The 26,163-nt window shown below is 36.1% G+C and carries 26 protein-coding genes; all 26 read right to left on the bottom strand.

Annotated elements, in window-relative coordinates:
- Positions 1-68 precede the first annotated feature (68 nt).
- Positions 69-266, bottom strand: coding sequence for a cold shock domain-containing protein (locus J2Z32_RS19145; protein WP_210090797.1), 198 nt, complete (start codon positions 264-266; stop codon positions 69-71).
- A 162-nt stretch (positions 267-428) separates the two neighbouring features.
- The gene (rfbB, locus tag J2Z32_RS19150; protein ID WP_210090798.1) at positions 429-1,487 is read right to left on the bottom strand and encodes a dTDP-glucose 4,6-dehydratase; all 1,059 of its coding nucleotides are present in this window, start codon (positions 1,485-1,487) and stop codon (positions 429-431) included.
- 287 nt (positions 1,488-1,774) lie between these two features.
- Entirely contained in the window at positions 1,775-2,443 is a 669-nt protein-coding gene (locus J2Z32_RS19155; RefSeq protein ID WP_210090799.1) for an acetyltransferase, read from the bottom strand.
- A gap of 16 nt (positions 2,444-2,459) precedes the next feature.
- Positions 2,460-3,629, bottom strand: a complete 1,170-nt coding sequence (locus J2Z32_RS19160; protein WP_210090800.1) for an ATP-grasp domain-containing protein — start codon at positions 3,627-3,629, stop codon at positions 2,460-2,462.
- Complete coding sequence (locus J2Z32_RS19165) at positions 3,626-4,771, bottom strand: DegT/DnrJ/EryC1/StrS aminotransferase family protein (RefSeq protein ID WP_210090801.1); 1,146 nt, start codon at positions 4,769-4,771, stop codon at positions 3,626-3,628. The genes J2Z32_RS19160 and J2Z32_RS19165 overlap by 4 nt, the downstream gene beginning before the upstream one ends.
- A 62-nt stretch (positions 4,772-4,833) precedes the next feature.
- Positions 4,834-5,394, bottom strand: a complete 561-nt coding sequence (rfbC, locus tag J2Z32_RS19170; protein WP_210090802.1) for a dTDP-4-dehydrorhamnose 3,5-epimerase — start codon at positions 5,392-5,394, stop codon at positions 4,834-4,836.
- 12 nt (positions 5,395-5,406) lie between these two features.
- A complete protein-coding gene (gene rfbA / locus J2Z32_RS19175; protein WP_210090803.1) occupies positions 5,407-6,291 on the bottom strand; it encodes a glucose-1-phosphate thymidylyltransferase RfbA in 885 nt (294 codons plus the stop codon).
- An 84-nt stretch (positions 6,292-6,375) separates the two neighbouring features.
- Positions 6,376-8,502 (bottom strand): glycosyltransferase family 2 protein, encoded by a 2,127-nt coding sequence (locus J2Z32_RS19180; RefSeq protein WP_210090804.1) that lies wholly within the window; start codon positions 8,500-8,502, stop codon positions 6,376-6,378.
- 112 nt (positions 8,503-8,614) lie between these two features.
- Positions 8,615-8,950: a hypothetical protein gene (locus J2Z32_RS19185; RefSeq protein WP_210090805.1), complete on the bottom strand. Its 336-nt coding sequence runs from the start codon at positions 8,948-8,950 to the stop codon at positions 8,615-8,617.
- The gene (gene fliS, locus J2Z32_RS19190) at positions 8,943-9,347 is read right to left on the bottom strand and encodes a flagellar export chaperone FliS (RefSeq protein ID WP_210090806.1); all 405 of its coding nucleotides are present in this window, start codon (positions 9,345-9,347) and stop codon (positions 8,943-8,945) included. The genes J2Z32_RS19185 and fliS overlap by 8 nt, the downstream gene beginning before the upstream one ends.
- Positions 9,348-9,372: 25 nt before the next feature.
- Positions 9,373-10,836 carry a flagellar filament capping protein FliD gene (gene fliD, locus J2Z32_RS19195; protein WP_210090807.1) on the bottom strand — a complete coding sequence of 488 codons (1,464 nt, stop codon included), beginning with the start codon at positions 10,834-10,836 and terminating at the stop codon, positions 9,373-9,375.
- 13 nt (positions 10,837-10,849) lie between these two features.
- Positions 10,850-11,224, bottom strand: a complete 375-nt coding sequence (locus J2Z32_RS19200; protein ID WP_210090808.1) for a flagellar protein FlaG — start codon at positions 11,222-11,224, stop codon at positions 10,850-10,852.
- Positions 11,225-11,335: 111 nt separating this feature from the next.
- Positions 11,336-13,189 (bottom strand): glycosyltransferase family 2 protein, encoded by a 1,854-nt coding sequence (locus tag J2Z32_RS19205; RefSeq protein WP_210090809.1) that lies wholly within the window; start codon positions 13,187-13,189, stop codon positions 11,336-11,338.
- A 271-nt stretch (positions 13,190-13,460) separates the two neighbouring features.
- Positions 13,461-14,612 (bottom strand): flagellin N-terminal helical domain-containing protein, encoded by a 1,152-nt coding sequence (locus J2Z32_RS19210; RefSeq protein ID WP_210090810.1) that lies wholly within the window; start codon positions 14,610-14,612, stop codon positions 13,461-13,463.
- Between the two features lie 366 nt (positions 14,613-14,978).
- Positions 14,979-15,224, bottom strand: a complete 246-nt coding sequence (gene csrA / locus J2Z32_RS19215) for a carbon storage regulator CsrA (RefSeq protein ID WP_210090811.1) — start codon at positions 15,222-15,224, stop codon at positions 14,979-14,981.
- A gap of 4 nt (positions 15,225-15,228) precedes the next feature.
- Positions 15,229-15,666 carry a flagellar assembly protein FliW gene (gene fliW, locus J2Z32_RS19220; RefSeq protein WP_210090812.1) on the bottom strand — a complete coding sequence of 146 codons (438 nt, stop codon included), beginning with the start codon at positions 15,664-15,666 and terminating at the stop codon, positions 15,229-15,231.
- Between the two features lie 227 nt (positions 15,667-15,893).
- Entirely contained in the window at positions 15,894-16,457 is a 564-nt protein-coding gene (locus J2Z32_RS19225) for a DUF6470 family protein (protein WP_210090813.1), read from the bottom strand.
- Positions 16,458-16,470: 13 nt separating this feature from the next.
- Complete coding sequence (gene flgL, locus J2Z32_RS19230; RefSeq protein WP_210090814.1) at positions 16,471-17,400, bottom strand: flagellar hook-associated protein FlgL; 930 nt, start codon at positions 17,398-17,400, stop codon at positions 16,471-16,473.
- A 13-nt stretch (positions 17,401-17,413) separates the two neighbouring features.
- On the bottom strand, positions 17,414-19,012 hold the full coding sequence (gene flgK / locus J2Z32_RS19235; RefSeq protein WP_210090815.1) for a flagellar hook-associated protein FlgK: 1,599 nt from the start codon (positions 19,010-19,012) through the stop codon (positions 17,414-17,416).
- A 70-nt stretch (positions 19,013-19,082) separates the two neighbouring features.
- Positions 19,083-19,583: a flagellar protein FlgN gene (locus J2Z32_RS19240; RefSeq protein ID WP_210090816.1), complete on the bottom strand. Its 501-nt coding sequence runs from the start codon at positions 19,581-19,583 to the stop codon at positions 19,083-19,085.
- 9 nt (positions 19,584-19,592) lie between these two features.
- Positions 19,593-19,883, bottom strand: coding sequence for a flagellar biosynthesis anti-sigma factor FlgM (flgM, locus tag J2Z32_RS19245; RefSeq protein WP_210090817.1), 291 nt, complete (start codon positions 19,881-19,883; stop codon positions 19,593-19,595).
- A gap of 329 nt (positions 19,884-20,212) precedes the next feature.
- A complete protein-coding gene (locus J2Z32_RS19250) occupies positions 20,213-20,623 on the bottom strand; it encodes a TIGR03826 family flagellar region protein (RefSeq protein ID WP_210090827.1) in 411 nt (136 codons plus the stop codon).
- Positions 20,624-20,805: 182 nt separating this feature from the next.
- Positions 20,806-21,108 (bottom strand): Rpn family recombination-promoting nuclease/putative transposase, encoded by a 303-nt coding sequence (locus J2Z32_RS19255; protein WP_210090818.1) that lies wholly within the window; start codon positions 21,106-21,108, stop codon positions 20,806-20,808.
- Positions 21,109-21,143: 35 nt separating this feature from the next.
- Positions 21,144-22,007: an Rpn family recombination-promoting nuclease/putative transposase gene (locus J2Z32_RS19260; RefSeq protein WP_210090819.1), complete on the bottom strand. Its 864-nt coding sequence runs from the start codon at positions 22,005-22,007 to the stop codon at positions 21,144-21,146.
- Between the two features lie 145 nt (positions 22,008-22,152).
- Positions 22,153-23,172: a ComFC family protein gene (locus J2Z32_RS19265; protein WP_210090820.1), complete on the bottom strand. Its 1,020-nt coding sequence runs from the start codon at positions 23,170-23,172 to the stop codon at positions 22,153-22,155.
- Positions 23,173-23,189: 17 nt separating this feature from the next.
- On the bottom strand, positions 23,190-25,853 hold the full coding sequence (locus J2Z32_RS19270) for an ATP-dependent helicase ComFA (protein WP_245251620.1): 2,664 nt from the start codon (positions 25,851-25,853) through the stop codon (positions 23,190-23,192).
- Positions 25,854-26,163: the final 310 nt, after the last annotated feature.

The following is a 26,163-nucleotide window of genomic DNA, read 5'->3' on the forward strand; positions in this document are numbered from 1 at the left end:
AGGTCTTAGCTACACATATCAACGCTAACCATCATATCCCATATATGTAGGTCGGCTGTGCCGGATGATTATAATTTGATTACGTTAGCAGCTTGCGGTCCGCGTGCGCCTTCAACAATGTCAAATTCAACAGATTGACCTTCGTCCAAAGACTTGAAGCCTTCTGATTGGATTGCTGAGAAGTGTACGAATACGTCGCCGCCTTCATCAGTTTCAATGAAACCATAGCCTTTTTCTGCGTTAAACCATTTTACTTTACCTTGCATGCACTAACATTCCCTTCATCTTCAAATAAAAGTGTGATTAATAACCACAATTTGACTATACCACCATCGGTTCCAATGTGTCAATTACCAAAGAAAATGTTTTATTGTAAAAAAATGTAGGTTTGTGTAAGTTACTTTAATATAAAAGGAACTATATCGAATTTAAGATATTTTACTTCTATAACTATTATATTTCAAATAATCACCAGATAACACACTTTCTGTCCATGTATTATTCTCTTCGTACCATTTAATAGTCTCAAGCAATCCCTTTTCAAAAGAATATTTAGGTTGCCAACCTAATTCTTTGACTATTTTATTATTATTTATTGCGTACCTTCTATCATGCCCAGGGCGATCCTGAACAAATTCAATTAAATTTTCTTTTTGACCTGTAGCATTTAGAATTAACCTTACTAATTCAATATTTTCTTTCTCATTGTTACTACCAACATTATATATTTCTCCTGGGCTACCATGATGAAGTACATTTTCTAAAGCACTACAATGGTCATTAACATGGAGCCAATCTCTAATATACTTACCATCCCCATATATTGGAATACGACGACCCTTAAGACTATTAATTATTATAAGGGGTATTAATTTCTCAGGAAACTGATTTGGTCCATAATTGTTACTACAACGCGTTATATTTATTGGTAGTCCAAAAGTTTCATAATATGACCTAACAAACATATCAGCACTCGCCTTCGAAGCAGAATATGGACTATTGGGCATTAAAGAAGATGATTCAACAAAAAGCTCATCATCATTATCCAATGTACCATATACTTCATCCGTAGAAACTTGTAAAAACTTAACTCCGTGTCTATACTCTCTGGAGAATTTATCTTCAGAATTTAATACCCAGTACTTTCTAGATATTTCAAGCAAAATCTGAGTGCCTAAAACATTAGTTTTTAAAAAAAGCTCGGGATTATCAATACTTTTATCCACATGGGACTCGGCAGCAAAGTTAACAACATAGTCGATTCTGAAAGATTCAAATATTTGCTCTATAGCTATTCTATCTGTTACATTTGCCTTAATAAATATATAATTATAGTTTGAACTTACTTCGTGCAAGTTTAATAAATTACCAGCATAAGTTAGAGCGTCAACATTGATAATTTTATAATCAGGGTATTTATTTAACATATACTTAATATAAGCACTTCCAATAAAGCCTGCTCCTCCAGTTACCAAAATTGTTCTCAAATTAAACTCACCTTTCTATTAAAACATACAATTTAACCATTAATACAATGAAGAGCTAGTATATTTACATTTGCATATTGTTATTGATACATTAGTATATTTAAACTTTTAAAAACAATAATTTTCTTTTCTTTAAGGAAATAATATTTTTTGCTTCTTGTTTTGATTTAAGTGAAACTTTCTATTCAACTAGCCACTTTAGACCACGTTTCATAGATGGAGATTTTCACTCCATTTCAAGATTTTATGTGATTTTTTTGATCCTTAAATTTAAGAAGTTAGCTTAATTATAATAGTTTAATATCAATACTTTTCTTATTGAATAATTTCTGACTCTTAATAGGAACGATAGTGGAAAATTCATCTGTATGTTCTGATACATATGATCCGGCTCCAATTAAAGTATAACTACTAATAGATACACTATTCTTTATAGTGCAATTATTACCAAAGAAACATTTATCTTGAATAGATACATCCCCAGAAACAGAAACAGAAGGCGCAAAAAAATTGAAATTTCCTATTTTAGCATGATGAGATATATTTACTTTACTCCAAAAAATATTCCCATCGCCAATAGTAACAAATGGTTGTACCAATGTTTGCTCCAAGAAAATATTCCCCTCACCTTTTTCTACATTTTCTGCTATAAAGGCGGAAGGATGAATAAATGAGGATATCTCATACCCTTTCAACTTAATATCTTGATGTATTCTGTATCTAATTTCATTCATTTTATTATAACCGATAACTGGTAAAATTTTGTATTCCTCAGGGGGATAAAAAGATGTTAAATCTTCAAAAGGCACTATCTTAGTATTTAAATATTGATTATTAATAAAACTTCTATTTACAGTTAAACAAGCCACATTTTCATTTAGTTCTGATTCTAGATAGTATTTAATTAGCATTGCAAACCTTGTGTTACCAAAAATAATAGTTTTTTTATGATTCATAATTATCCTCTAATACTTATTTTAGGATTCCAAAAAGGAATTTTTGTGCTGCAAGATCGTTTAAATCAATTGCTAATATAAAAAAACCAAGTCTTGAAGTACTGTCATAGTTTTTAATTAATCTAAAATGCTCGTTAGTCATTGAACTACGCCAAATATAATGTCTGTACTTTGCCTTAATTTCAGCAAAAATTTCAAAGTCTTTTTGATCTACTAAATATTTTATTATTGCTATTTTGGGTGCTGTATTTTTTTTAAAACAAGGCTCATTGCCCATCGAAACATCTAATACCATTTTAACATAATCGTACCCTGTTGATATCTGGACCAAATCTGTTCCAATACAGTCTCCTGCCATCCTTGCTCCTATTTCAACTATTCTTATTTCTCCATTGCTTAATAATTTAAATTCAGTATGAGATGCACCATACTCAATATTCAATGCATCCAAAGCTTTAAATACTTCTAAAACAACTTTCTTCTGAATAACATTAGGTATATCAGATGGTTGCATGTGTCCAGTTTCTATATAAAATGGACTACCAGTAGTATATTTTTTTGTAAAAGCTAAAAAATAATGAATACCAGCATAAGAAATACACTCGCAACTATACTCTGGCCCTTCTATATATTCTTCCACTATAGCTTTTTCTTCTAGGGACTCTTTAATAGCACGGTTTAGAGCGGCATTAAAACTCTCCATTACATCAACCCTTGTTACTCCCTTACTACTCCATCTGTCAGTAGGTTTAATGATAAGCGGTAGTTTCTTTCTAATAACTTCAGCATTATTAAAATTGGTATCGAAATTTGAATCAACTCTCATAAACCAAGGATTCTTTATTTTATTTGCTTCAAGGGCAAGACGCATAAGGTATTTATTACGCACAACTAAATCTACTTTTTCCTCGTTACTTCTCAGTCCTAATGAACGCTGAAGAAAATTGACAGTTTGTACAGCATAGTCAGATGTTATGGATGCGACTCCACAAGGTTTAATCCTTTTACATTCCCTTAATATTTCTTCCTTATCTCCAATGCTAATTGGATAGAATACATCGGCCAAAGTTTCCCCTATATCGCCTGTCTGCCATGCAAACACATGAGCTTCAAATCCCATTTCTTTTGCTTTAATTATTAATGGACTTATTGACTCATTTGCACCAATTACTACAAATTTCTTCACGAGGTTACCCCCGAGCGAACGAAGTTCACAACAGTATTAATTATTTCTTGTACATCATTAAAATCTAATTGAAGATGCATTGGTAAAGATAGGATATGGTCACTGATAAAGGTGGCATTAGGACAAGTTCCCCTAGCATAACTATACATAGAGTACTTGGTATTATCAGTATAATGAACACCTGGATAAATCGCTTTTTTATTAAGTGCCTCAATTAAATCATCTCTATTATCAACAATAATTTGAAATAGATGTCTAGAAGAATCACAATTAATAGGGATTTCTATAGTTTTAATTAATTTGTTATATGGTTTAAATCCTTTTATATACCATTCTGCTATTTGTCTTCGATAAGAGTTTTCTTTATCTAAATGTTTGAGTTGTACAATACCGATAGCTGCCATGATTGAATTACCGTGATACTTCTGACCGATAAATTCAACATCATATTGCCATTTATAATTGCCTTCTGAATTACTTCTAGTAAATGTATCTTTGTTTATTCCAAGCCATGCCTTTTTTCTTGCAATCTGATCTAATTCCCATTTTTTAAAACATATCATTCCACTATCAGCAGTGGGGAGATTTTTAACTGCTTGAAAAGAATAGATAACAACCTCCGCTTCTTTTCCTGGAATAGTTCCATTTAAGCGTGTACCCGCCATATGGGCAGCATCAAGAACAAGTTTAAGATTGTATTTCTCACATAATGAAACAATTTTATCATACTGCCCAGTGTTACCACCTAAACCCACATATAATATTGCCTTTGTTTTCGGAGTAATACGTTTTTCAACATCATTGGGATTTAAGCATAAAGTGTCATCGACATCAGCAAACACTGCCTTTAAACCAGCTAATAAAATAGCATGATTAGATGAGACAAAAGTCAATGGTGTGGTAATTACCTCACAATCATTATCCCAGTTATATCTCTCTTTTAAAATATCAAATGCTAAATTCAGTCCTGAAGTTGCGGAGTTAAGAAAATGTGCATTATTTAGACCAGTATACTCCTTCCATTTTTCTTCAAATTCAATAGTTTTATATCCTAAACCTGTCCATCCCTTTTCTAAACATTCTCTAATTTCTTCTAAGCAGCCCTCAACATCAAAAGTAGGTACAAATAATTGGATAGACATTAAACCGCCTCACTATTCAAGTTATATGTTATAGTTCAAAAGTTATTTATTAAAATTTTTGATTATATCTCTTCATAAAAAAAATTGCAATCACTTTTACTAAGAAATGGAGCACTAGAATCCTTTAATGATAGTATAGGCTTATCTATTCCCCAACTCACATTAATATTTGGATCAGAATACCTGATGCTACGATCAGACTCTTTACAATAATAGTTGTCAACTTTATATATGACCTCTACATTATCTGTTAATGTCAGAAAACCATGTGCAAAACCTCTAGGAATAATAAGCTGTCTTTTGTTTAGACTGCTTAATTCAACTCCAATCCACTTAAGATAATATGGTGAACCTACACGAAGATCAACCGCAACATCTAAAATTGATCCTGAAGTACACCGAATTAACTTTGTTTGACTCCACGGATTGATCTGAAAATGAAGTCCACGTATTGTCCCGCTTTTTTTGGTAAAACTATGATTTTCTTGAATGAACTTATAACCAATTCCTAAAATAGACAATTTCTCTTCGGACCAATTTTCCATAAACCAACCACGATTATCACTAAAAACTTCTGGCTCTAATATAAATAACTCAGGATGATCAGTATTTACTTTTTCCATTATTACCTCCAGTTAATAAATGAACGTTCCATCAGCTACTTTTTTTAGATACCATCCATATGGCGATTTACCATATAGCAGGGAAGAATCAACAAGATTTTCTTTAGAGATCCATCCATTCCTAAATGCAATCTCTTCTGGAGCGGATATTTTTACACCCTGTCGTTTTTCTACGGTCCGTATAAAATCTGCTGCATCCATTAAGCTATCCATTGTTCCCGTATCAAACCACGCAAAACCTCTACCTAGCAATTGAGCATCAAGACTTTCATTTTGTAAGTACAAACGATTTATATCAGTTATTTCTAATTCCCCTCTTAAGGATGGTTTTATCATTTTAGCATAATCAATTATACGATTATCATAGAAATAGAGACCTGTAACACAATAATTTGATTTAGGAGTATTCGGTTTTTCTTCGAGGCCAACTAATACCCCTTCATTATCCAATTCCATTACACCGAAACGTTCAGGATCATTTACATAATACCCAAATATTGTTGCTCTACCAGCATAAGCATTAGAAACAGCTTCCTCTAGTTTTTTAATTAGTCCACTACCATAGTAAATATTATCGCCTAAAATTAAAGCACAGCAATCATCTTTAATAAAGCTTTCAGCTATTAAAAATGCTTGAGCTAAGCCTTCAGGATGTTGTTGTTCCCTAAAGGATAATTTAATTCCAAACTGACTTCCATCTCCTAATAGTTCTCTAAAATTCGGTAAATCATGTGGAGTAGAAATTATGAGTATATCCCTTATACCAGAGAGCATCAGAGTAGATAATGGATAATATACCATCGGCTTATCATATATAGGTAATAATTGTTTACTTGTTACTTTAGTTAATGGATGTAGTCTTGTACCTGATCCACCCGCTAAAATAATTCCTTTCATTACAGACACATCCTATTATTTATTAAATTTTTTTTTTTGATTTATCATCATAAAATAAGAAGAGCAAAACAAGGATTATATACTCTAATTATTTTTTTTATCATTTTTAGCTACAAAGAGTATCTTTTCTGAGTTATAGAAAAAATTATTTTCCTCACCTTTATTGGAATTTAGCAACAAATTTATTTTATTTATACTTTTTAGGGCAAATTGATTATTATCAGATATAATCCCTATCTTTTTAATACTATTAAATCCAGTTACAAAGAGTAATTCTTCAATATAATTCGGAGAAATAAAACTTTTTACCATTTTTTCTCCAAAAAAACTATTATTTAACGAAAGTAAATTTATAATACTAGATGCACTGAAAGGGTTATTTATCATAAATCTAAGTTCTCCTTTATTAGATAGGAGAGATCTTATATCTTTCAAAATCTTAATTCCACCTAAGTAGTCTTCAAATGGATTACAAAATAAGATGAAATCAAATTGAATACCTGAAAACCTTTCTAGAAGTTCTTCGTCAGAATGGGAATAAATAAAGTTCTCAAATAAATTAAAAGAAATACTTTTAAACTCTTCATTAGTTGAAAAGTTATATAATTCTACATTTGAGTAATTGCTATTTTCTTTAAGCAAATTCCTCAATTTATATGGTATCATTCCTAATCCAGGATCAACACACAGTATTTTCAGAGATCCACTTCCACTAAAATTAATATTTGTTAATATGTCACTCATGTTATTCTTTAAATCATTCCATGCGTCTATCTTATTTTTAAGCTTAAAGATATCTCTACTAAGTTCTAGCGATCTACTATCTTTCTGAGCTTCACCTAAGGATATACTTCCAAAATGATGACAAAAAGTATCTTTTGCCAAAATAAGTTTATATCCTTGTAAACGAAGTTGTAATGATAAATCATCATCAGAAAACTCAGCGTATTGATATATTCGATCAGGACAAATCCCTTTTCCGTATACATTCATTGGAATTACATTAATAAAAGGACAAAGTCTTTCTCGTTCAAACCATAAATTTTCGTTTGATTTATTAAATTTTTCTGCAAACTCATTCATCTCATCCAAAGTTTCGTATTCTACAGATATTACTTGGTCATTAGATATATTATTTGTTATAGGGACAACTATTCCATTCTTAGGATCAGAATTTAAACAAATCAATAAATTTTTAAGCCAGTTTTTAGTGACAATTGCATCATTATTAACTGTAGCCAAAAAACGTCCTTCTGCTGTTCGTGCACCTATAAGAAAGGCAAGCATAGGACCATTATTATTATTATAAGTAATCACTTTCTTATTTGAATATGAAATATTCTCAAAATATTCTTTAGTAGCATCATTAGAACCATCATTAACTAAAATTAATTCATAATCAATTTCTACTGTATGCTTTAATATGGATTCTACACATAGTTTAGTATATTCAAGTTTATTATATGCAAGTACCATTATCGAAACTTCATACTTATACTTACCAGTTTTTATTGATCTTAAAGCATAAACATTAGAATTTCCAGAAGCAAATTCATTTTTGTAGTACAAATCTAAATTATTGGGATATGGTAGTACTTTATTAAAAAAGTAAATTTCCTCTCTTAATTCTGCCATCATGGGAAGTAATGTAAACTCAGACAAGCCCATAACATTCTTGTAATCATATTCATTACAGAGTCGAATACAATTCTCGAGACACTCTTCTATATTTATGATTAAACTTGGTATCCCTCTCGAGAAGACAATCTGCTTTAATCTACCAGTTTGCTGATCAGGCAATTTGAAACTCAGTAAAATTTTTTCTAAAATAGTCAAAAATTCATTTAGTTCATTTTCTTTAATTTCATTTACATAAATATTGATAATAGAAATCATGAGATCTAGAGCATCAATTAAACTATTTATAAAATCTTCATCATGTAAATCGGAATAATCTTTTTCTATTATATTAACTTTACTTATATTTTCCTTATTCTCCCCCATTATTATTTTGGGGTCTAAGATCATTGCTTTTGAGAAGCAATTAATAGCAAGTTTTTTTTCATCTAATTTAGAAAATAACAAGCCTTTCAAATTCCAAAACAGTGGATCATTTTCATAACCTTCCTCAATTCTTTTTATGAGTACCATAGCAGCTTCTGTATTATTATTTTCAATCTCATTTTTTATTTTAATTAAAATTCCATCCATTTAAATCCCCCTAGTCTATAATACATTCTGCTTGTATAATATGCTCTCAATATTAAAAAATCAGAGAAAATTGTAGAACTCTTAATTTCTCTGATCTTCTCTATATAACATATTAGTTTCTTTGGTCCATAATAATACTGTCAGAAGCATAAGCAGTTTCATAGGCGTTACGTTGTACCTTGGCTTGACCACGATTACGTAGCCACTCTGCAGCTTCTTTCTTCTGTTGCTCCATAGTAAGTCTTAACTGTTCCTCACGAAACTGAATTTTGGTTAGCTTCACCTTTTGCTCTGAAGTTAAGTGATTAACCGCCTCACAAGCGATAATTTCATTAATGATCTGTTCTCTATCATTTATAAATATTGTCCAGTCTTCATGAGAAGCACTTTCGCTGTTTTCAACCATTTTCTGATCCAAATTATCCAGTTGTTGAATTAACTCATCCATTGGCATTCACTTGAGACTGGTTTTGTCCACTCGCTAATTCCTTAGAGGCTTGTACCCAGCTTTCTCTTAGTTCAGACAAATATCCTAAAGCTTCCTCAGCCTTGTCAACTTCATTTCTAATGTTGGATTCAATCAGTAGATAGTTGATATATTCATACAACTTATCTAACTGCGCTGATATTTCATAAGTATGGTTTAAAGAAGCTCTAAGCTCACTGACAATAGTCTGTGCTTTACCAATGAGCTCATTTTTTTTCTGATAATCCTTGTCATTAATTGCAGCAATGCCCCCACGTATAAAACGAATTGCACCATCGTACAGCATAATTAATAGCTGAGCTGGTGTAGAGGTCTGCACAGAGGATTGCTTATATCTATCATAAGGAGAGGTTATCATTATGGTTCACTCCTAGTTACTTTTATCAATTTGATAATAGATTCGTGATGCTGGATGTTTGAGAGTTTAGTTTGTTGATGGCTTGTTCCATGGCATTAAACTTCGTATAGTAGCTTTCCTCCATTGAGGTGAGCCTTTTAGTCAGTGCCTTAATCCGATCATCTAAATCAGTTAGCTCTTTACCCATTGTACTTTGTTCATCTAAGGTTTGTGTAAGGTCACTACTATATTTTGATGTACCTGATTTATCGGAAATTCTACCTAATGTATTTAAGGTTGTATCATATAATTTATCAAAGATCCCTTTAGTGTTTCCATCCGAAGAACCAATAAAAAGCTCCATTACTTTATCAGGATGGTCACTAATTGCTTGTTTTAATTTATCTTCATTTAGGTATAGCTTTCCATTTTCGGTGTACGTTCCTGTTGTAATTCCGAGGTCTGGAAGCGAAATTGTCTTATCTCCAAGCCTCACAGAGGACTCAATTAAAATATTACGCATATTGGATAAACCTTCACTTATGATGGTATCCCCACGTAAAAGACCACTTTGTGCCTTTTCTGTCCAAAGCTTGATATCGTCTTCCTTCATTTCCTTTTTTTGATCAGCAGATAAAGGAGCAAAATTTTTATATCTTTTTTCACTAATCTTAGAGTTCATCGTTTTAATTAATGAATTGTAATCCTCAATAAAGGATTTAATCGTTTCAATTGCTTTTTTGCCATCTGCTCTGGTAGAGATGGTAGAGGTAGCATTATCGGCACTTTTTTGTAATAATGTGATTTCAACGCCATTTACAGTAAGCATATTGCCAGCAGGTTTGAATTTCTCACCATTAATTTCTACTTCTGCTGCCTTACCTGGACTTGTTAGGCTAGCATCCGTTTCCATCTTCGCAGTTAAATTCCCTTTAATCTCCACGCTACCATCATAGGATTTTGATTTAATAATAATTTGACGAGAAGCTTCATCGAATACAGCAGAAACGTTAGCTTCTTTATCCCCATTTAGCTTATCCAATACATTTTTAATCGTGTCTGATCCAGAAAAAGTAATTTTCTTACCTGGTGTCTGTATATAATATTCGGAAGGCTCAGATCCACTTGCTTGAAGTGAGCTCAATGTTGAAGATGTACTCACTCCTGTTGCAAGCTTCTCAGATTTCACTGTAGTTGGCTCTGCCACACTAATTACTTTAACCTCCATCGGTACCATATTGGCCGAGGTTTGAGCTTTAACACTGATAGCATCCTTATCTCCGGTTACTTCTGAAGAATAAATACTCATCGCTGAAGTAGAACGATAATTAAACAGTTTATTCTGACGAAAATCTACCAAGCCACTATTAATTTGTTTATAGTTATCTCGACGCCATTCTAAAATTTGTTTGTCTTGATTGAGTTTATTTAATGGCGTACGACGTGCTGACATTAGCTTGGTCACCATTGCGTCAATATCCATACCTGATGCTAAGCCAGAAACTCTCATCTTTTATACCTCCTTATAAACGTTCATCAATGATGAGACCTGCAAATTCCATCATCTTCGCTACAATTTCCAAAGTCTTCTCAGGTGGGATTTCACGAAGTAACTCACCTGTATCCTTATTTAATACTTTAATCATGATCGCATTTGTTTTGTCATGCACACTGATTTCAACTGTGGTCTCTGGACCTTGCAAAGCTTTCACTGCTTTATCTATGGAACGGATTAATTCCTCTTCACCTAGCGAAACTAACCGCCCTTGAAGCTCTGCGTTGTGTAACTCACGTCCATTTCTAATAGGTAATACTTCTTGTGTGTCCATCTTAGGTTGTGGGGGATAACTGCTTGAACTCGCACCTTGAGTTCCTGAAAATGAAATTTGCAGATTCATCATTACACCTTCCCTCAAATGATCCTACTATTTGTTATATCGGATGATGGGATGATTTGGTTTAGGGGAAGTAAGAAACAAATCATCCTACAGCTATTATTAAATTATAATTTAAGATATGCTTTCTTCAGCCCAACTAACAAGAGGAAACTTAGTTGCTATCTCTCGCTTGATCTTAAGAGCATTATCAGTATCATTTAACGATTCATATAGTTTATATACTCTTTCGTATGAACTATAACTACAATCAAGTTTGATTAAATTTAAATAGAAGAATTCAGCATCTTCCATATATCTATTACGAAGGCACAAATCTCCTAATAAGCGCAATACAGTTGTGTTATTCGTTTCAGTTTTAAAAGTTTGATTTAACATATCAATTGCTAGTTCATCAAATCTATATTGAATTAGCAATTCACTAAGTTTAATTTGATATTTATTATCATAACTAATTAATTGTTCACATAAAGATTGGAACACCTCAAACTCTTTAAGTACAATTAATTCTTTTAGTAAATAGAAAATGATATTCTCAATATTTGTATTCATATGTCCGGATAGACTTTCTCTATTTAATAATTGCTTGATTAATTTCATTTCTGATTTGCCCAAGTTCAAATGAAATTGGATTTTATTTAGTAAAGAATTATCTTTAAGCATATATGCAAAAATTAGTACATCCATAGCAATTTCAGAATTGATATCATCCATATTGTTTAAAAGTTCAAATGCTTCTTCATAGTTGTTACTGTATAGTTTAGCAACAAACATTACATGCATTTGTGGTTCTACATTATATTTCTCAAGATAATCATTAAATAAAGGAGAACGAACTCGGTATAAGATTTCAATTAAAAACTGCAAATCATTAACATTCTCAATTTTGTATAACTTATTAATAGATACCTTCACTTCTTCTAATGGGATACTAAGCTGCTTACTAATTTGGAGATACTTTGCTACCGACACAATGAATTTTTCTTTTAAGGCTTTTAAAGCGTTAGAATAGGCTTTATTAAATTCCCCTAATTCAAGGTATATGTCTATTAATTGTAAATGACTTAAATAACCTCCACTTCCTTCAGTTACTGTTGTCCCTTTGTCACCCAGTTCTAAACATTTAAGAAAACAAAGTTCTGAATCTTTATAATTAAATACCCTTTTATAAAGTAATCCCTGAGTAAATCTCATTTCAGTTTCTTCAGGGAACAATACTGTTCCACCCTTCAACACGGAAATCGCCTCATTTTGATTGCCAATTTCAAAAAGAGATTGAGCTAGTCTCATCAATAGCTCTGGAAAATAGACTCTGTTTAAACTTAAAGGATATGCTCGTTGTAAATACTCAGCTGCATTAGCATAATCAGACACTAATAAATAGGTCTTCCCCATATTAAATAAATTAAATGCAGTAGGGTTTTCCTTCACTTCTTTTAACATTAACTTTAAGTTTCGATTATGTTTATCTTTCTCATTCATTCTTTTTTGAGAATAACCTGTATGATAGATAATGCACTTAGATTTTCCAACTTTATAATCAATTTCTCCATTATCTAAGCTGATATGCTCATGAAGTCGATTCTCATATTTAAAGTTAAAATTATTTCTAAAGATACGAACTGTTGAGTGTGTAAATGCTTGTTCTCCTGATAATAGATTTTTCACATTACTATAGTAGTAATCGCAATCTTGTATTAAATCAGTATTTAAATCAGCCTCATTATCTAAGTACTCATCCGCATCCATTACCAAAATATAATCTGATGTGGCGTATTTTATAGATTCATTACGGGCAGCTGAAAAATCATCTATCCACTTAAAATCAAATATTTTATCGGTAAATTTTCTAGCAATTTCAACTGTATCATCTATAGAGCCAGTATCAATAATAATAATCTCATTCACTTTATCTTTTACGCTTGATAAACAACGTTCCAATACATCTTCCTCATTTTTCACAATCATACAAAGTGATATTGTAGTCAATAGGCTCACTCTCATTCTCTAATATCTTATTAATGTATATGTCGGTAAGTGCATCAACCTATATTAGCTTTTAATAATAAAATTTTATTTTTATTTTTTACTAATATAATATATTTTTATAAAACCAAATATGTATTTACATTCATGTATAGTTGCATTATATATAAATATTGAGAATTACAGTAAAGTAAAATATAAAAAAGAGACTCCAACACTTTGGAATCTCTTTTTCTATAAATAGAAGCTAATCTTAACGAAGCAATTGCAATACGCCTTGTGGTTGTTGGTTAGCTTGTGCCAACATAGCTTGAGCTGCTTGTGTAAGAATGTTGTTCTTCGTGAAGGACATCATTTCTTTAGCCATATCTACGTCACGAACACGAGATTCAGCTGCACTCAAGTTTTCAGAAGTAGCACCCAGGTTGTTAATAGTGTGCTCCAAACGGTTTTGGTTCGCACCCAATTTAGAGCGTTCTTCAGATACTTTATTCAAAGCATTATTAATTGTAGTGATTGCTTTGTCAGCCGCAGTTTGAGATGAGATGTTCACACCAACTTGATCAGTTTCAACCCCTGCTGCTACAGTTTCTGCTGCTACAGCTGCTGCTGTTGTTGAACCATCTACACTAGTATTAAATTTAACATCTAGACCAGCAGCCTTTAAAGCATTGAGCACATCATCTTTTGTTGCAGTAATAGCCCCTGCTGCTGTTGAAGTACCTGCTTTTTGTGCAAGAGTAACAGTAATATTTCCGTCAGTACCAATAACTGCTTTAGTTCTATCTACTGCATCATTAGAAGTTGCAGCATTAGATGTTATAGCTACAGTGAACTCAGTATTATCTCTATTGTTAATTACAAAGTCCCCAGCAGTAGTTGCACCTGTATAACCATTAACGCCCAACTGTTTATTGCTCATATCTCCAATAGTCAATTTAATACTTTGACCAGAGTTAGCACCAATGTGGAAAGTTTTATCTTCGAAATCTCCGTTCAATACTTTTTGGTTATTGAACTCAGTATCAGTAGAAATACGTTTGATTTCTTTAGACAATTCATCAACTTCAGATTGAAGTTTCAAGCGGTCAACGCCTTCGTTAGTGTCGGAAGAAGCTTGAACAGCCAATTCACGCATACGTTGAAGAATGCTGTGAGTTTCTGTTAATGCACCTTCAGCTGTTTGAATCAAAGAAATACCATCTTGAGCATTCTTTTGAGCCATATCCAAACCGCGGATTTGTCCACGCATTTTTTCGGAAATTGCCAAGCCAGCAGCATCGTCACCAGCACGGTTGATACGAAGACCAGAAGACAATTTTTCTAAGTTTTTGGAAGAAGCACCAGTGTTAGCGCCCAATTGACGGTGAGTATTTAATGCAGCAATATTGTGGTTAATAATCATGAGTAAATTTCCTCCCTGAAATAAATTTATTCCACATCCTTGTGGTCCGCTTGCTTTCGTTAAGGTCGGCCGCCCTTCCGAAATAGCGTCTTATACATATATCGACAGTTTGAATTAGGAACTTTAGAGCAAATGGACTATTTTTCTAAAAAAATTTTCGGACATTTGAGGGGCTACAATTCAGAGGGTTGTTCCGACCGCTGTTAAAAACTGATTCCTTAGATATTAGTTCTCAAATGTAGGAATCATTTTTTAAAGGCGGACACTTCGTTTCTCCACAATCCCTCTGCCTCTCCGCTAAGTTACTCTTCATCTCTAGTGTTACTTCACTTCGTACTTCATCCCAAGAATTTTTTAGTGCCTATTTTACGAGTCAGACTCCGAAGATTGATTATATTCCTCTAGCAACTTCGTAATATCCACTTGTCCATGTGTAACGGATTGTCTGTTTAGCTCCTGAATAGATAAGTAGATTTCTTTGCGAAATACGTCAACCTGTCTTGGGGCTGTGATGCCAATTCTTACGTTATCCCCCTCGATACCAAGGACTGTTATTTCAATGTTGTCTTGGATAACGATGGATTCGCCTTTTCTACGAGATAAAACAAGCATAGGATTACGCCCCCTTCTCAGGCGAGTGGTTCGCCCATAGCAAATGACGTGACGTGTATGCAGTATCGTGCAAAATAACTTGTCTTGCTGTACGGCTTTCTGTATTAAAAATAAGTGGAGCTAATAGATTTAAAGTAGATTGCTGAACTTGCTCTTGTAGTGTTACTACATTTCTGATCTGAACTGCATTATCTAGTTTAAGCTCCTCGACGACAGGGGTAGGCAATTCAAATTCATAGTTTTTGTAAAACTCAAATGGGTCAGTGATAAGCAGGGATATTTCAGGTTCTACTAAAGACTGTAGGTAAGAAAATGGTGTGCCTTCCATATCAATAATGGCAAACTGGTTATGGTCTTCAAATCCAGGAATACCTTTTGGAAAGTGATAGATTTGAGCCTCTGTAATTTCTATTTTACCGAATTGTGCTGTTGTAATTTCCATAATAACCAACTCCATATCTTTTTAACTCTCAACTCTTAACTTACTTTTGAAATATTGTAACTCCCTAATTATCTAGACTATATACCTACATCATTTATATTAAAAGTCATAGTTTATATAAAAGTTATAGCAATGCTCTAGTAACAAAAATAGCCATAGTCGGACTTTCCAAACACCTCCGCTACAGCTATCCTTACATGATTACATGACATTTTATCATTATTTTTTTACATTACTATATCCAAATTTGGTGGAATAATTTCCACCGAAGCGTATTGTTTAACCTGAATATTCAGATTACCCGGCTGAAATTGAACATCAGGCTGATAGGCTCTAGCCGATATTTGCGGTGCATTTGCTTGTGCTTGAATAATAGGATTGTTACGTTGCACGTGTATACGTACGTTGTCATAGGACGCAGGACCCCTGAACTCTACAAAAGGATCTCGCTTCCAATCCCCTCCATACACCTCTGCAATTGTATTGCCAGGTTTATGAAACTCCGCTAACTGGTTACCCTGTTCGACCTTTTTAGCTAACGCTTGGAGAAATAAACCCTGCAAATTAGAATATATTTGCTGATTCATCTCAAGTGGGTGTCCCCCCTTATATGCTCGCCAAGCATCGTGTTGGTCAATCTCCATTGTGGGCTCAGGCTGTTCAATTTGCAAATCAGCTTGTTTCGTTTCAATATTAAAATCTGGACGTTGCTGCTGCATTGTAAGGGATGCTTTTGTTGACTCAATGGATAACAATGAAGGTTGTTGCCGAATTTGAAGCTGTGGAATCATTTTTCCTCACCACCTACCGCAAGAAATCAGCTAAAGAGTTAGATATTATTTTCGCTCCGGTAGATAAAGAAGCGTTATAAATACTTTCCTGAATTTTAGAATTCAGCAAAACCTTTTCATAATCCGCATCCTCAACACTACCTTGCATATTATTAAGGTTAATTTCTAAGTCACTTAAGCGTCCCTGCATAAGGTCAACTCGATTTGTTTTAGCACCAACCTGAGATCTAGCAGTTAATACCTTATCTAGTCTTGTATTTACAAGGTCAAGCTGATCTGAAATGGTGTCAAAGTCACTAGCTTCAAGAGCAGTACTTAAACGATCTAACATTGTAAAGATGTGATCTCCATCCTTTTCAGATGGATTACCAAAAATATCGCTTCCAGTAACGTTCACGGATAATTGAATATTGTCGCCAATAATATAATTGATTTCGCCTGTATCTGTAGTTAAATCTCCTGCTGTAGACGTATCTGATTGATTGTCTGCCAATTTAGGGAAATCATAAGGCTTTTTATCATAGGTTTGACCATTAAAAATATACTTACCGTTAATCTTACTGTTGCCAATATCAATTAACTGTTCTTTTAATTGCTTAATTTCTGTATTAATACTATCCAATGCAGATTTAGGATTGGTAGAGTTAGACGCCTGAACCGTCAGTTCCTTTACACGATGCAAAATATCTCCTACCTGACCTATCGCTGTATCTGTATATTCCAACCAAGACTGCGCACTATCTACATTTTTCTGATACTGATCATTGGACGACAACTCCGCCCGATAACGCATCGAATAGGTGATGCCCACTGGATCATCGGAAGGTTTGTTGATTTTGCGTCCTGTGGTGAGCTGAGTTTGCAGGTTGTTTAAGTTGACACCGTTACGGTTCAAGTTAAGCAGCATTTGGTTGTTTAGCATATTTGAAGTGACTCGTATCATAATTTATAGCTCCTTATCTACCTACTACACCTGTAGAGTTAATGAGTTTGTCTAAAAGCTGATCATATGTGGTCATAAAACGTGCCGCAGAGGCATAAGCATGCTGGAATTTCATCATGTTGGATAACTCTTCATCCAAAGATACACCGCTGACAGATTGACGTTGTGCTTCTACTTGTGTCACTAACACATCGGAGTTTTCTGCCTGACGTTTTGCTTCTTCTGCTTTAACCCCAAGCTGACCAACCATTGCTGCATATTGGGAGTTCACTGTGGATTGTGTGCCATCTCCAGCTGTGAACTTGGTTTCGTTAAGGCTAGATAATAGCAACGCTAATGTGTTATTCCCTTTAATAACCGCTTGTCCTGTACCTGTGGCTTCTGTCCGCAAAGAGGTAGCTAATAGGTTAGAATCATTTGCGATTAATGGGTTAATTGCAATTGTCCCTGCGCTAGTTCCAACAAAAAACGGTAGACCACGATCCGTGGTTCCATTTAGTGTAAAGCCAAGCTGATGCAAGCCATTAAAGCCATTTACATCAATTGTTGTAGCTTCCTTTAACGTACTATTTGCTGGTAATGGATTACCTGCTGTGACAAGTTGATCTACACCGTTAACGGTAACCGTAGTATCTTTGTTAACCACTGTACCTTCAGGCAACATAGAGCCTGCTGGAATAGACACATCCTTAATTGTACCGTTCATAATGGTGTTGGTTAAATCGTTTAGTTGCTTTTTAGTATCTACAACATAGCTGTCACGAGAGAGGATGAGTCCAAAGGCTTCTCCACCTTGAAGGTTATTAGATGCAAAGCCTTGAATTAAAAATGACGCATCTAGGTTCCCCGCTGGAGAAGGTTGTACCTGAACAGCAGTTCCTTGTAAAAGGGATGTGCCACCCATCATGATGTTGTAGCCTGTATCTCCATCCGTGACGGTAATATTAATGATTTTAGATAATTTATCTGTAATTAAATCACGTTGGTCTCGAAGATCGTTGGCATCGTCGCCAAGTCCTTCTAGGCGTGAAATGGATTGATTTAAATCAGCAATAGAGTTCAAATAGCTAATGACTTCGGTTTCCTTCATGCCAATGCTAGTTGTTAAATCTGCTGTCAAATTGTTAAGCTGGCGATCCATATAATTAATCGCATCGGTCATCGCTGCGCCAGTTTCTAGCACGATTTTACGAGCCGTTGCATTTTCAGGGTCTTTACTGAGATCAGACCATGATTTCCAAAACTTATCTAACACTTGACGAATCCCTGTGTCGGAGGGCTCATTCATAATGCCTTCTATTTTTGATAAAGTTTCAGATTGAACGGTCCAGCTTCCGTTTCCGCTATTTTCACCACGAAATTGTGCGTCTAGGAATACGTTACGAATTCGCATGATGGAATCAAATTCTACCCCTGTCCCTAATTGCCCAGGTGCTGTGGAACGAAGCATACCATAAGCTTCCATTGGGATGGATGCCTTCATGTTAACGACTTGTCTGGAATAACCTGCTGTGTTGGCGTTTGCCACGTTGTGACCTGTAGTATTTAAAGCTGCCGTCTGTGTGAACAAGCTGCGTTTTGCTGTTTCAATCGAATGAAATGTAGATGCCACCTGTCATTTTCCCCCTAACCAAATTCAGTCTATAAAGTGTGAAAATTAATTTATCAATCTGTAAAATTTGCTATCCTCTAGTATCAAATAACCCTGGCCGCTGCACCCCACCAAATTTATCTGCGGGATGATGGTATGTCACCTCTTGATCTTGTCTTCCACCAAAAAGCTCCAATGAAAATTCCAAAAAGCTTAGCGACTGCTGAATCAATTGCTGGTTTAAGTCGTTGATTTGCTTCACCTCGGCAAGTGTCGTGGATAGCTGTAGCTGTGCTTGTTGTAGCTTTTGCTTTTCCTCTGGGTCAAACACCAGTCTAGTAAGCTCGGTGATCGTTAAATTAAGCTGAGATTTTATCCCACGATCTCTTAACAACTGATTACAAGACTCAATGCGCTCAGCCTCGGATAACTCAATCTTCTTTAAAACACGAGACTCTTGATTCATAATTTGAATGAGTCCATTTACGTCATCCTTGATGATAGCCTGCTTTTTCTCGTTGGCAATGTCGATCATTTCACGATGATGATCATCTAGCTGCTGCAGTGTGTGTATAAGGCGGTCTACTGTCATCGCTGCCCCCTACTCCCGATCAAAGGACTTAAAATACGGAATAAGCTTCTCAACAAGCTTGCCTGTTTCAACGCGATAAGTACCTGTGGAGACTTGCTCCTTTAGTTCTGCAATCCGTTGTGCCCGTTCTGAACCATTCATTTGCATTTCCTCACCTGCTCGTAGTAATTCCTTTGCTTCTGCTGAAATGGACACTTCATCTTTGCGTTTTGCTTTGTTATTTACTTCCTGACGTTGTGAATCGATTTGACGTTGGTAGCTGTTCATTGCTCCAATTCGTCCAGTCTCATTAATTTTCATACGCTCCACCCTTCTTTCAAAAAAATAATTCATGAATCTCATTCATCTTTAATTCATTTTTATTCACGCTATTCATGTTATCCATGACAGTATCGTAAGCTCATTTTTAAGTTGTTCTTGTTATCACGTTCCGTTTTATTTGCTTTTTATTACCTCATGTAAATGTAAGTTAAGCAAGTATCCCCTAACATGTCTTAAGGGTGTAAATGGCAACTAAAATAAAAAAGCCGATAATCTTTAATAAGTTTATCGGCGGATTTTAAAACATTATGAATAGCGAATGTTTGGTTTATGAAGAATATTATGCTATTTTTTGTCGTGAATAAGCACTAATTACTACGAAACTTGTCAAGCGCACCATAAGCCCTAGGTCCAACATTTTTCTGATCCTGTGCTTGGTTGACTTCCTCTTGTGCTGATCTAAGGTCCCGTGTTAGGCGTTGTCTACAGGAATCGCACATATTTCCTTCACGTATTAAAATCCCACATACCTCACAAGGGTAGGTCATGTTGGGATTGTTTGCAACAGAAATACGGCCTTCTTTTATAAATTTAGTAATTTGTTTAATGGATACATCTGTAGCTTCAGATACTTCTTGAATGGTTGCTGTTTTTTCTTCGCGGAGATATTGCAAGCATTTATCATATTCCATCTCAATTTCCTTTATACATGCCTGACACACTTCTCTAAAGCTTTTCGCAAATAATCTCCCGCAACGTGGGCAGTTGCCGACATTCATCTCCATTTCCGACTCTTCCCTTCAAAAAAACATAGTATTGATGCTAGATTACCTTATATTCACAGTGTTCGTCCATAGATTTTATCATTTTTTGTAAAAAGCATATTAAAACGTAAAAAGTTCGGTACAAACTGGTTGTGTTAAAGCTTAGGTTTTTAATTTAACACTAGACCAATAAATCCTTATTTTAAAGATAAAATATCCTTTTCGCTTAACCCCGTTACTTTGGAGATCAGTTCTATTGCAAGACCTTCCTTAAGCATATTTTTTGCAATATCTAAAGCCTTTTGGCGTTCGCCCTGCTCTTGCCCCTTCTTTAGTCCTTTCTTTAATCCCTTCTCTAACCCGTTGTCCATCGCCCATTCCATTGCGGAGGCTTCATCATGCAAATACTTCTGACGCTCCTCGTAACGTATTCTCGCTTCGGAATCTTGGCTTAGAAATTCTAAGGTGGTCATCGCCTTTTTAATTGTAGGTTCGTTCATCTGCAATACCTCCCAGGTGAAACGTACTGTGAGCCTTACTTCAAAGACATAATTTCCTTCTCGCTTAACCCTGTTGCTTTAGAAATCAGGTCGATTGCAAGCCCTTCCTTAAGCAAATTCTTTGCAATTTCTAAAGCCTTTCGGTGTTCGCCCTGCTCTTGCCCTTTCTTTAGTCCTTTCTCCACCCCGTTGTCCATCGCCCATTCCATCGCGGAAGCTTCATCATGCAAATATTTCTGCCGCTCCTCGTAACGTATTCTCGCTTCGGAATCTTGACTTAAAAACTCTAAGGTGCTCATCGCCTTTTTAATTGTAGGTTCGTTCATCTGTAATACCTCCCAGTTTGTTTTATCTGTTCCTTTCAGAAAAAATAACCAGTTTATAAGTCCACTATGCTTAGGCAAAGCCAAGCCATCTAGCTTTGGTAATTCGATAAAATGAATTTCAATATCATCAATAAGCTGAATCGCTGTAAGATCTTCCTTTAGGTGAAACGTATTATGGTAATGCTCATTAGGCAAAAAAGAGTAATTCAAGATATTTATAGTGACACATTTTTTCAGTGTTTTGTATGTCTGTCCTTCTTGGAGTTGGGCAGAGTAGCGTTTGCCCCAATAATATAATGTACGCTTTTCAATATCATACTTGTTAAATAGTTGCATTTCCACATTGATGTGCTCACCAGCTTCCGTCCGAGCCCAAATATCAAAAATAGCTTGCTTATCGAGTGGCGCATCCTTATCGGTGTAAGGGTTAAGTAATGTAATTTCTTTTAAAGGAGGCCTTCCCGCTTCCGTAAAGGTAAGGTTTAAAAATGCTAACAGCACATCCTTGTTTTCTTCGCTCCCAAATATACGTTTAAACACAAAATCGTTGCTTGGATTAAGTAGTCCTGTCATTTTTAAAAATCACTACTTTCGTACTAATTATATCATGCTTTTTGATGCTTATTAAATATTGAGAAGGTCTAAATCGAGTAGCAATGTATGCAAAATATGAATGTACAAAAAAGAATATAGCTAAATTATCGTATAGGCCTAAAAGCTATGATCTAGCCCACGTGAGACCATATACTTCAATTGGGATTTGCAGGTCTTGACCAAGTTGTTTTAGTGCAAGTGCACAGGCATTTAACGTACTACCAGTCGTGTATACATCGTCTATGAGCAAAATGTTTAAACTTTGATCTTTTTGATGCGAATTATTGAATGTATTAGAATGATGTGTTTGCTGTATATACTCCCTTGAATGGGCTGCAGGTTGATATAAAGAAGCTATCGATTGTAGGCGCTGATATCTGTTTTTATGACTTTGTTTGTCTGTGTCCATCGTTCTTTCTAGTAAAGGATAAAGAGGTACACCAAGCTTCTTAGCTACTGCATCAGCAAGAGGGAAAGACTGATTAAAACCCCGCTCCTTCATCCGCTCTGCGCTAATTGGGACATAGGTGACTACATCCCATTTAAAAGCCCTATTTTTAAGCAATTTGAAAATTTTATAAGGTTGAGAGGTCTGTTTCAACTGGTTGCACTGATTGGTTTGATTGAATTGGTTGGATTGACGACACAGATCGTGTTGATAAAACATTGAACTTTTTTTAGTTGGTTCATCTGCTAGTAATTCATTAGTTAGTGGTCCATTAGTTAATAGTTTACTAGTAAGCTGTTGCTGCATCGTTTTAGCTCCCTGTACAATCATTTTGGCTAGCAAAGACGCATAACGTTCATCTCCCCGAAATTTGTAGCTACCTAACCACTCAGACATTTCAGCGCTATAGGCAACACTACTACGATGAAGCTTAAAGTGACGATGATCCGCTTGATTATAAGCGTCATCTCTCCTAGTGCAATCAGGGCAACCTACATGACGACCACAAATTAAACATCGTGGCTCCTTTATCCAATGAATTTTCTCAAAGCAAGTCTGACATAGCTCTGGATAATGAGGCAGAACAACCGTAATCCTCTTTCCGCAAGGTAAGCAAAATCTCCCTTTAGGTGCTAATAGCTGGTAGAAGCCGTCTTTTATATTTTTCAAATGATTTATTGCTGGATTTATAGTCATAAGATTCGCCCCCAGTTTTAATTGGTTAAATACCCTCGTTTTCTTGCAAGGGTGTTCATCTGCTTAATTTGAGCTATTGCTTTGCGCTGAGAGGTTGTCCAATCTAAAGATGAAAAAATCACAAGCCCCGCTGGATCATCACTGGAGCGTCCCGCACGTCCTGCCATTTGCACAAGGGAAGCTTCATCAAATAGATCACTATCCGCATCCAAAATATACACATCACTTTTTTTGACCGTTACGCCACGCTCCAAAATCGTTGTTGTTACCAGCATTCGAATGTCGCAGTCACGAAAACGTAATACCTTCTCTGCTCGATCGACATCCTCTGAAGATGTGCCTTCTATCGCTAATGCTGGAAAATATCGTTTTAGCACAGCAATTAGTGGTGGAATGTGCCTAATTCGTGCAACAAAGATAAAGATTTGCGCTCCCCTTTGTACAGAATGGCGTAAGGAAGCAATCAGTGAAGGGGGTAATTGCTTGGTACGCAAAACGAACTTAACTCCTTTCATTCCAATATGCTTAGGTACAGGCAAAGGGTGTCCATGAAATCTAGCAGGTACTTTCGCATGGGGTAAAACCCCTTTTTGAACCTCCTTTTGGAGCGTAATGGGTGGAGTCGCAGATAATAAAATGTATTTTCCATTTGGTTTACAGCATTGAGCTGCTGCATAGGCAAGCATTGGATCGTTATGGTAGGGAAAAGCATCTAGCTCGTCTATCACGACTAGATCAAAGCAATGGGAAAATCGCATAAGCTGATGTGTCGTTGCAATTACTAAATTCCCTTGTTTAAAGCGCTCTGGGCTACCGCCATATAAGGTGGAAATTTGAGCGTCTGGAAAGGCGACCTTAAGCCTTGGTGCTAGCTCCAGCACCACATCTCGGCGGGGTGTAGCCACTAGCGCTCTACCCCCTCGCTCTAGCACGTAGGCCAGTAACGGGAAAATCATTTCCGTTTTACCTGCTCCTGTGACTGCCCATAGCAAAAAGCGATTGGGCTGTTGTGATTGTCGTGGCTGTGATAGAGACTTAGGAGCATTCGCTAAATGGGAAAGCGAGAATCGCAAACAATGGGAGCGCCCCACACGTGCAACGTGTGGCGCTCCTTGCAGGAAGTCCAGCGCCGCGCCTGCGGCTGCGCTTTGCGCTGGACTCAGGCCCCACCTGTCCAATACGGACGCGGTGGGGCTAGGTGCACTGCCCACATCACTTGCTGTATGTGGGCAGGTTACGCTAGGTGCTGTGCTAGGTGCAGCACCAGGCTCGGGCTGTGCCACCATCGGCACAGCCAATTCGTGTGCGCTGCCTTGCACCAGCAGCGCACACGCCCTGCTGCGCCCCAGCGTCAGGCACGCCTCGCAATAGGCGCAGCACAGTGATCCGCACGAGCCGCATGGCGTGCGGACCTGCACCCCGCTGCCACAACGTCGGCAGCGGTACACCAGCTTGCGCCTTGCTGCCCACTTTAACAGTGCAGCTGGGCGCAAGCGCGGGAGCCTCCGATCACGATCATGTCCACGCTGAGTAGCGTAATCGGAGGCTCCCCGTTGTCTGCTGTGTGCCACTGCAACAGCAGACGTCAGCACCACACGCCCACGCAGTTGGGCGTGTTGCATCAGCAAGCGCCATGCGCCACGAAGTGACATGGCGCTCCCCTCAGAATGTAAATTTACTCCCTGTGAATTTATCTGATGCTTTACATGGCTCTGTATGTATGTCTCTTGGGGTAGATGTTTGTTCGGTTCATCACTGCCCTCCAGTAGCACCAAAAGCTCCTGCTCTAACAAAGAGCGCCCCGCCAGTAAATTGGATAACCGATCAGAACCAGCCTCAATATAACCTGCCGCGGCTGCATTTAAGCTCCCATCTTCTAGCAATAAATGTGGAAAGTACTCGTCCTGCTTTTCGAGGTCTGAAGGACCATTTTCAAGCGCATCTGATTTATAAACTGTAATCTCACTAACCATAGCTCTGCCCTGTATTGTCAGCCCTTGATTCAGGCTCCATAACCATACCGGCATGTTGGACCTATAAGTAGATTTGCTTTTATTAGTTTTATTGGTTTTCTTGCTGATATCACCAGCTTCTCTTGTATCAAATCTATTACTATTACGACCAAGCTGTTGCTTTAATGTTACAGCCTCCTCCTTCATCAAGGGCTGTAACTGCTCATTTAAATACTTTAGCCAAGCAGAGCTTGTCCATTGATCCATTTGAGATTGATATATAAAGTTATCCCGTAGCATGACCGCCCAGCCTAGCGGTAAATCGGAAGACAGCAAAAGCATCGCAGCAGGAGGAGCAAATTTATAGTCATTTTTCTGATCATGACTGTAATTCTGATCTTGTTCTTGATACTGTTTATGTTGTTGATGTTTTTGACACTGAGGTTGTTCTTGATTTTCTGGGTGTTCTTGATGCCTTTGCCATTCTTTAAGTTGTTTATATTGTTGTTTGTGTTCTAACTCTTTTTTATATTGTTCTTGATCTCTTTTGTCTCTTTGATCTTTTTGATTCCACTGTTCCCAATGACTCCACCATAAGATGTCCATACACATATTTAGACTAACAAGCAGCTCCCACTTATCCATTATTTTGCTAGCATGGTTAGACGATGACATAGCATGATCAGCCGTTGAATCTACTCTTCTTATTGCATATAATGCGACTCGCATGTTTATCCTCCTTTAAAAGTTCTTCTGGGCAAATCAAGTAGAATGATAAAAAACGATTTATTACTCCATAGCTAAAATGGCGATCTCAGTTACTTTCAAATGTCCTTATTTCAATTCAAACTGATATTGACTAATTCTTTATACCGCTAGACCTTTAGTCCGTTAAACCACGGGAAAGCCCAACAGCCAAATTTCACTAGAGTAAAGGGCTGAGTTTTTTTTTTTTTCAGCCCCTCCTCATCAAACCGTACGTGAGGTTTTCCCTCATACGGCTTTCCGATGTTCTTCTTTTATGCGCATGCAGATTACA

It is taken from the genome of Paenibacillus turicensis, from assembly GCF_017873435.1.
Lineage (GTDB): Bacteria > Bacillota > Bacilli > Paenibacillales > Paenibacillaceae > Fontibacillus > Fontibacillus turicensis.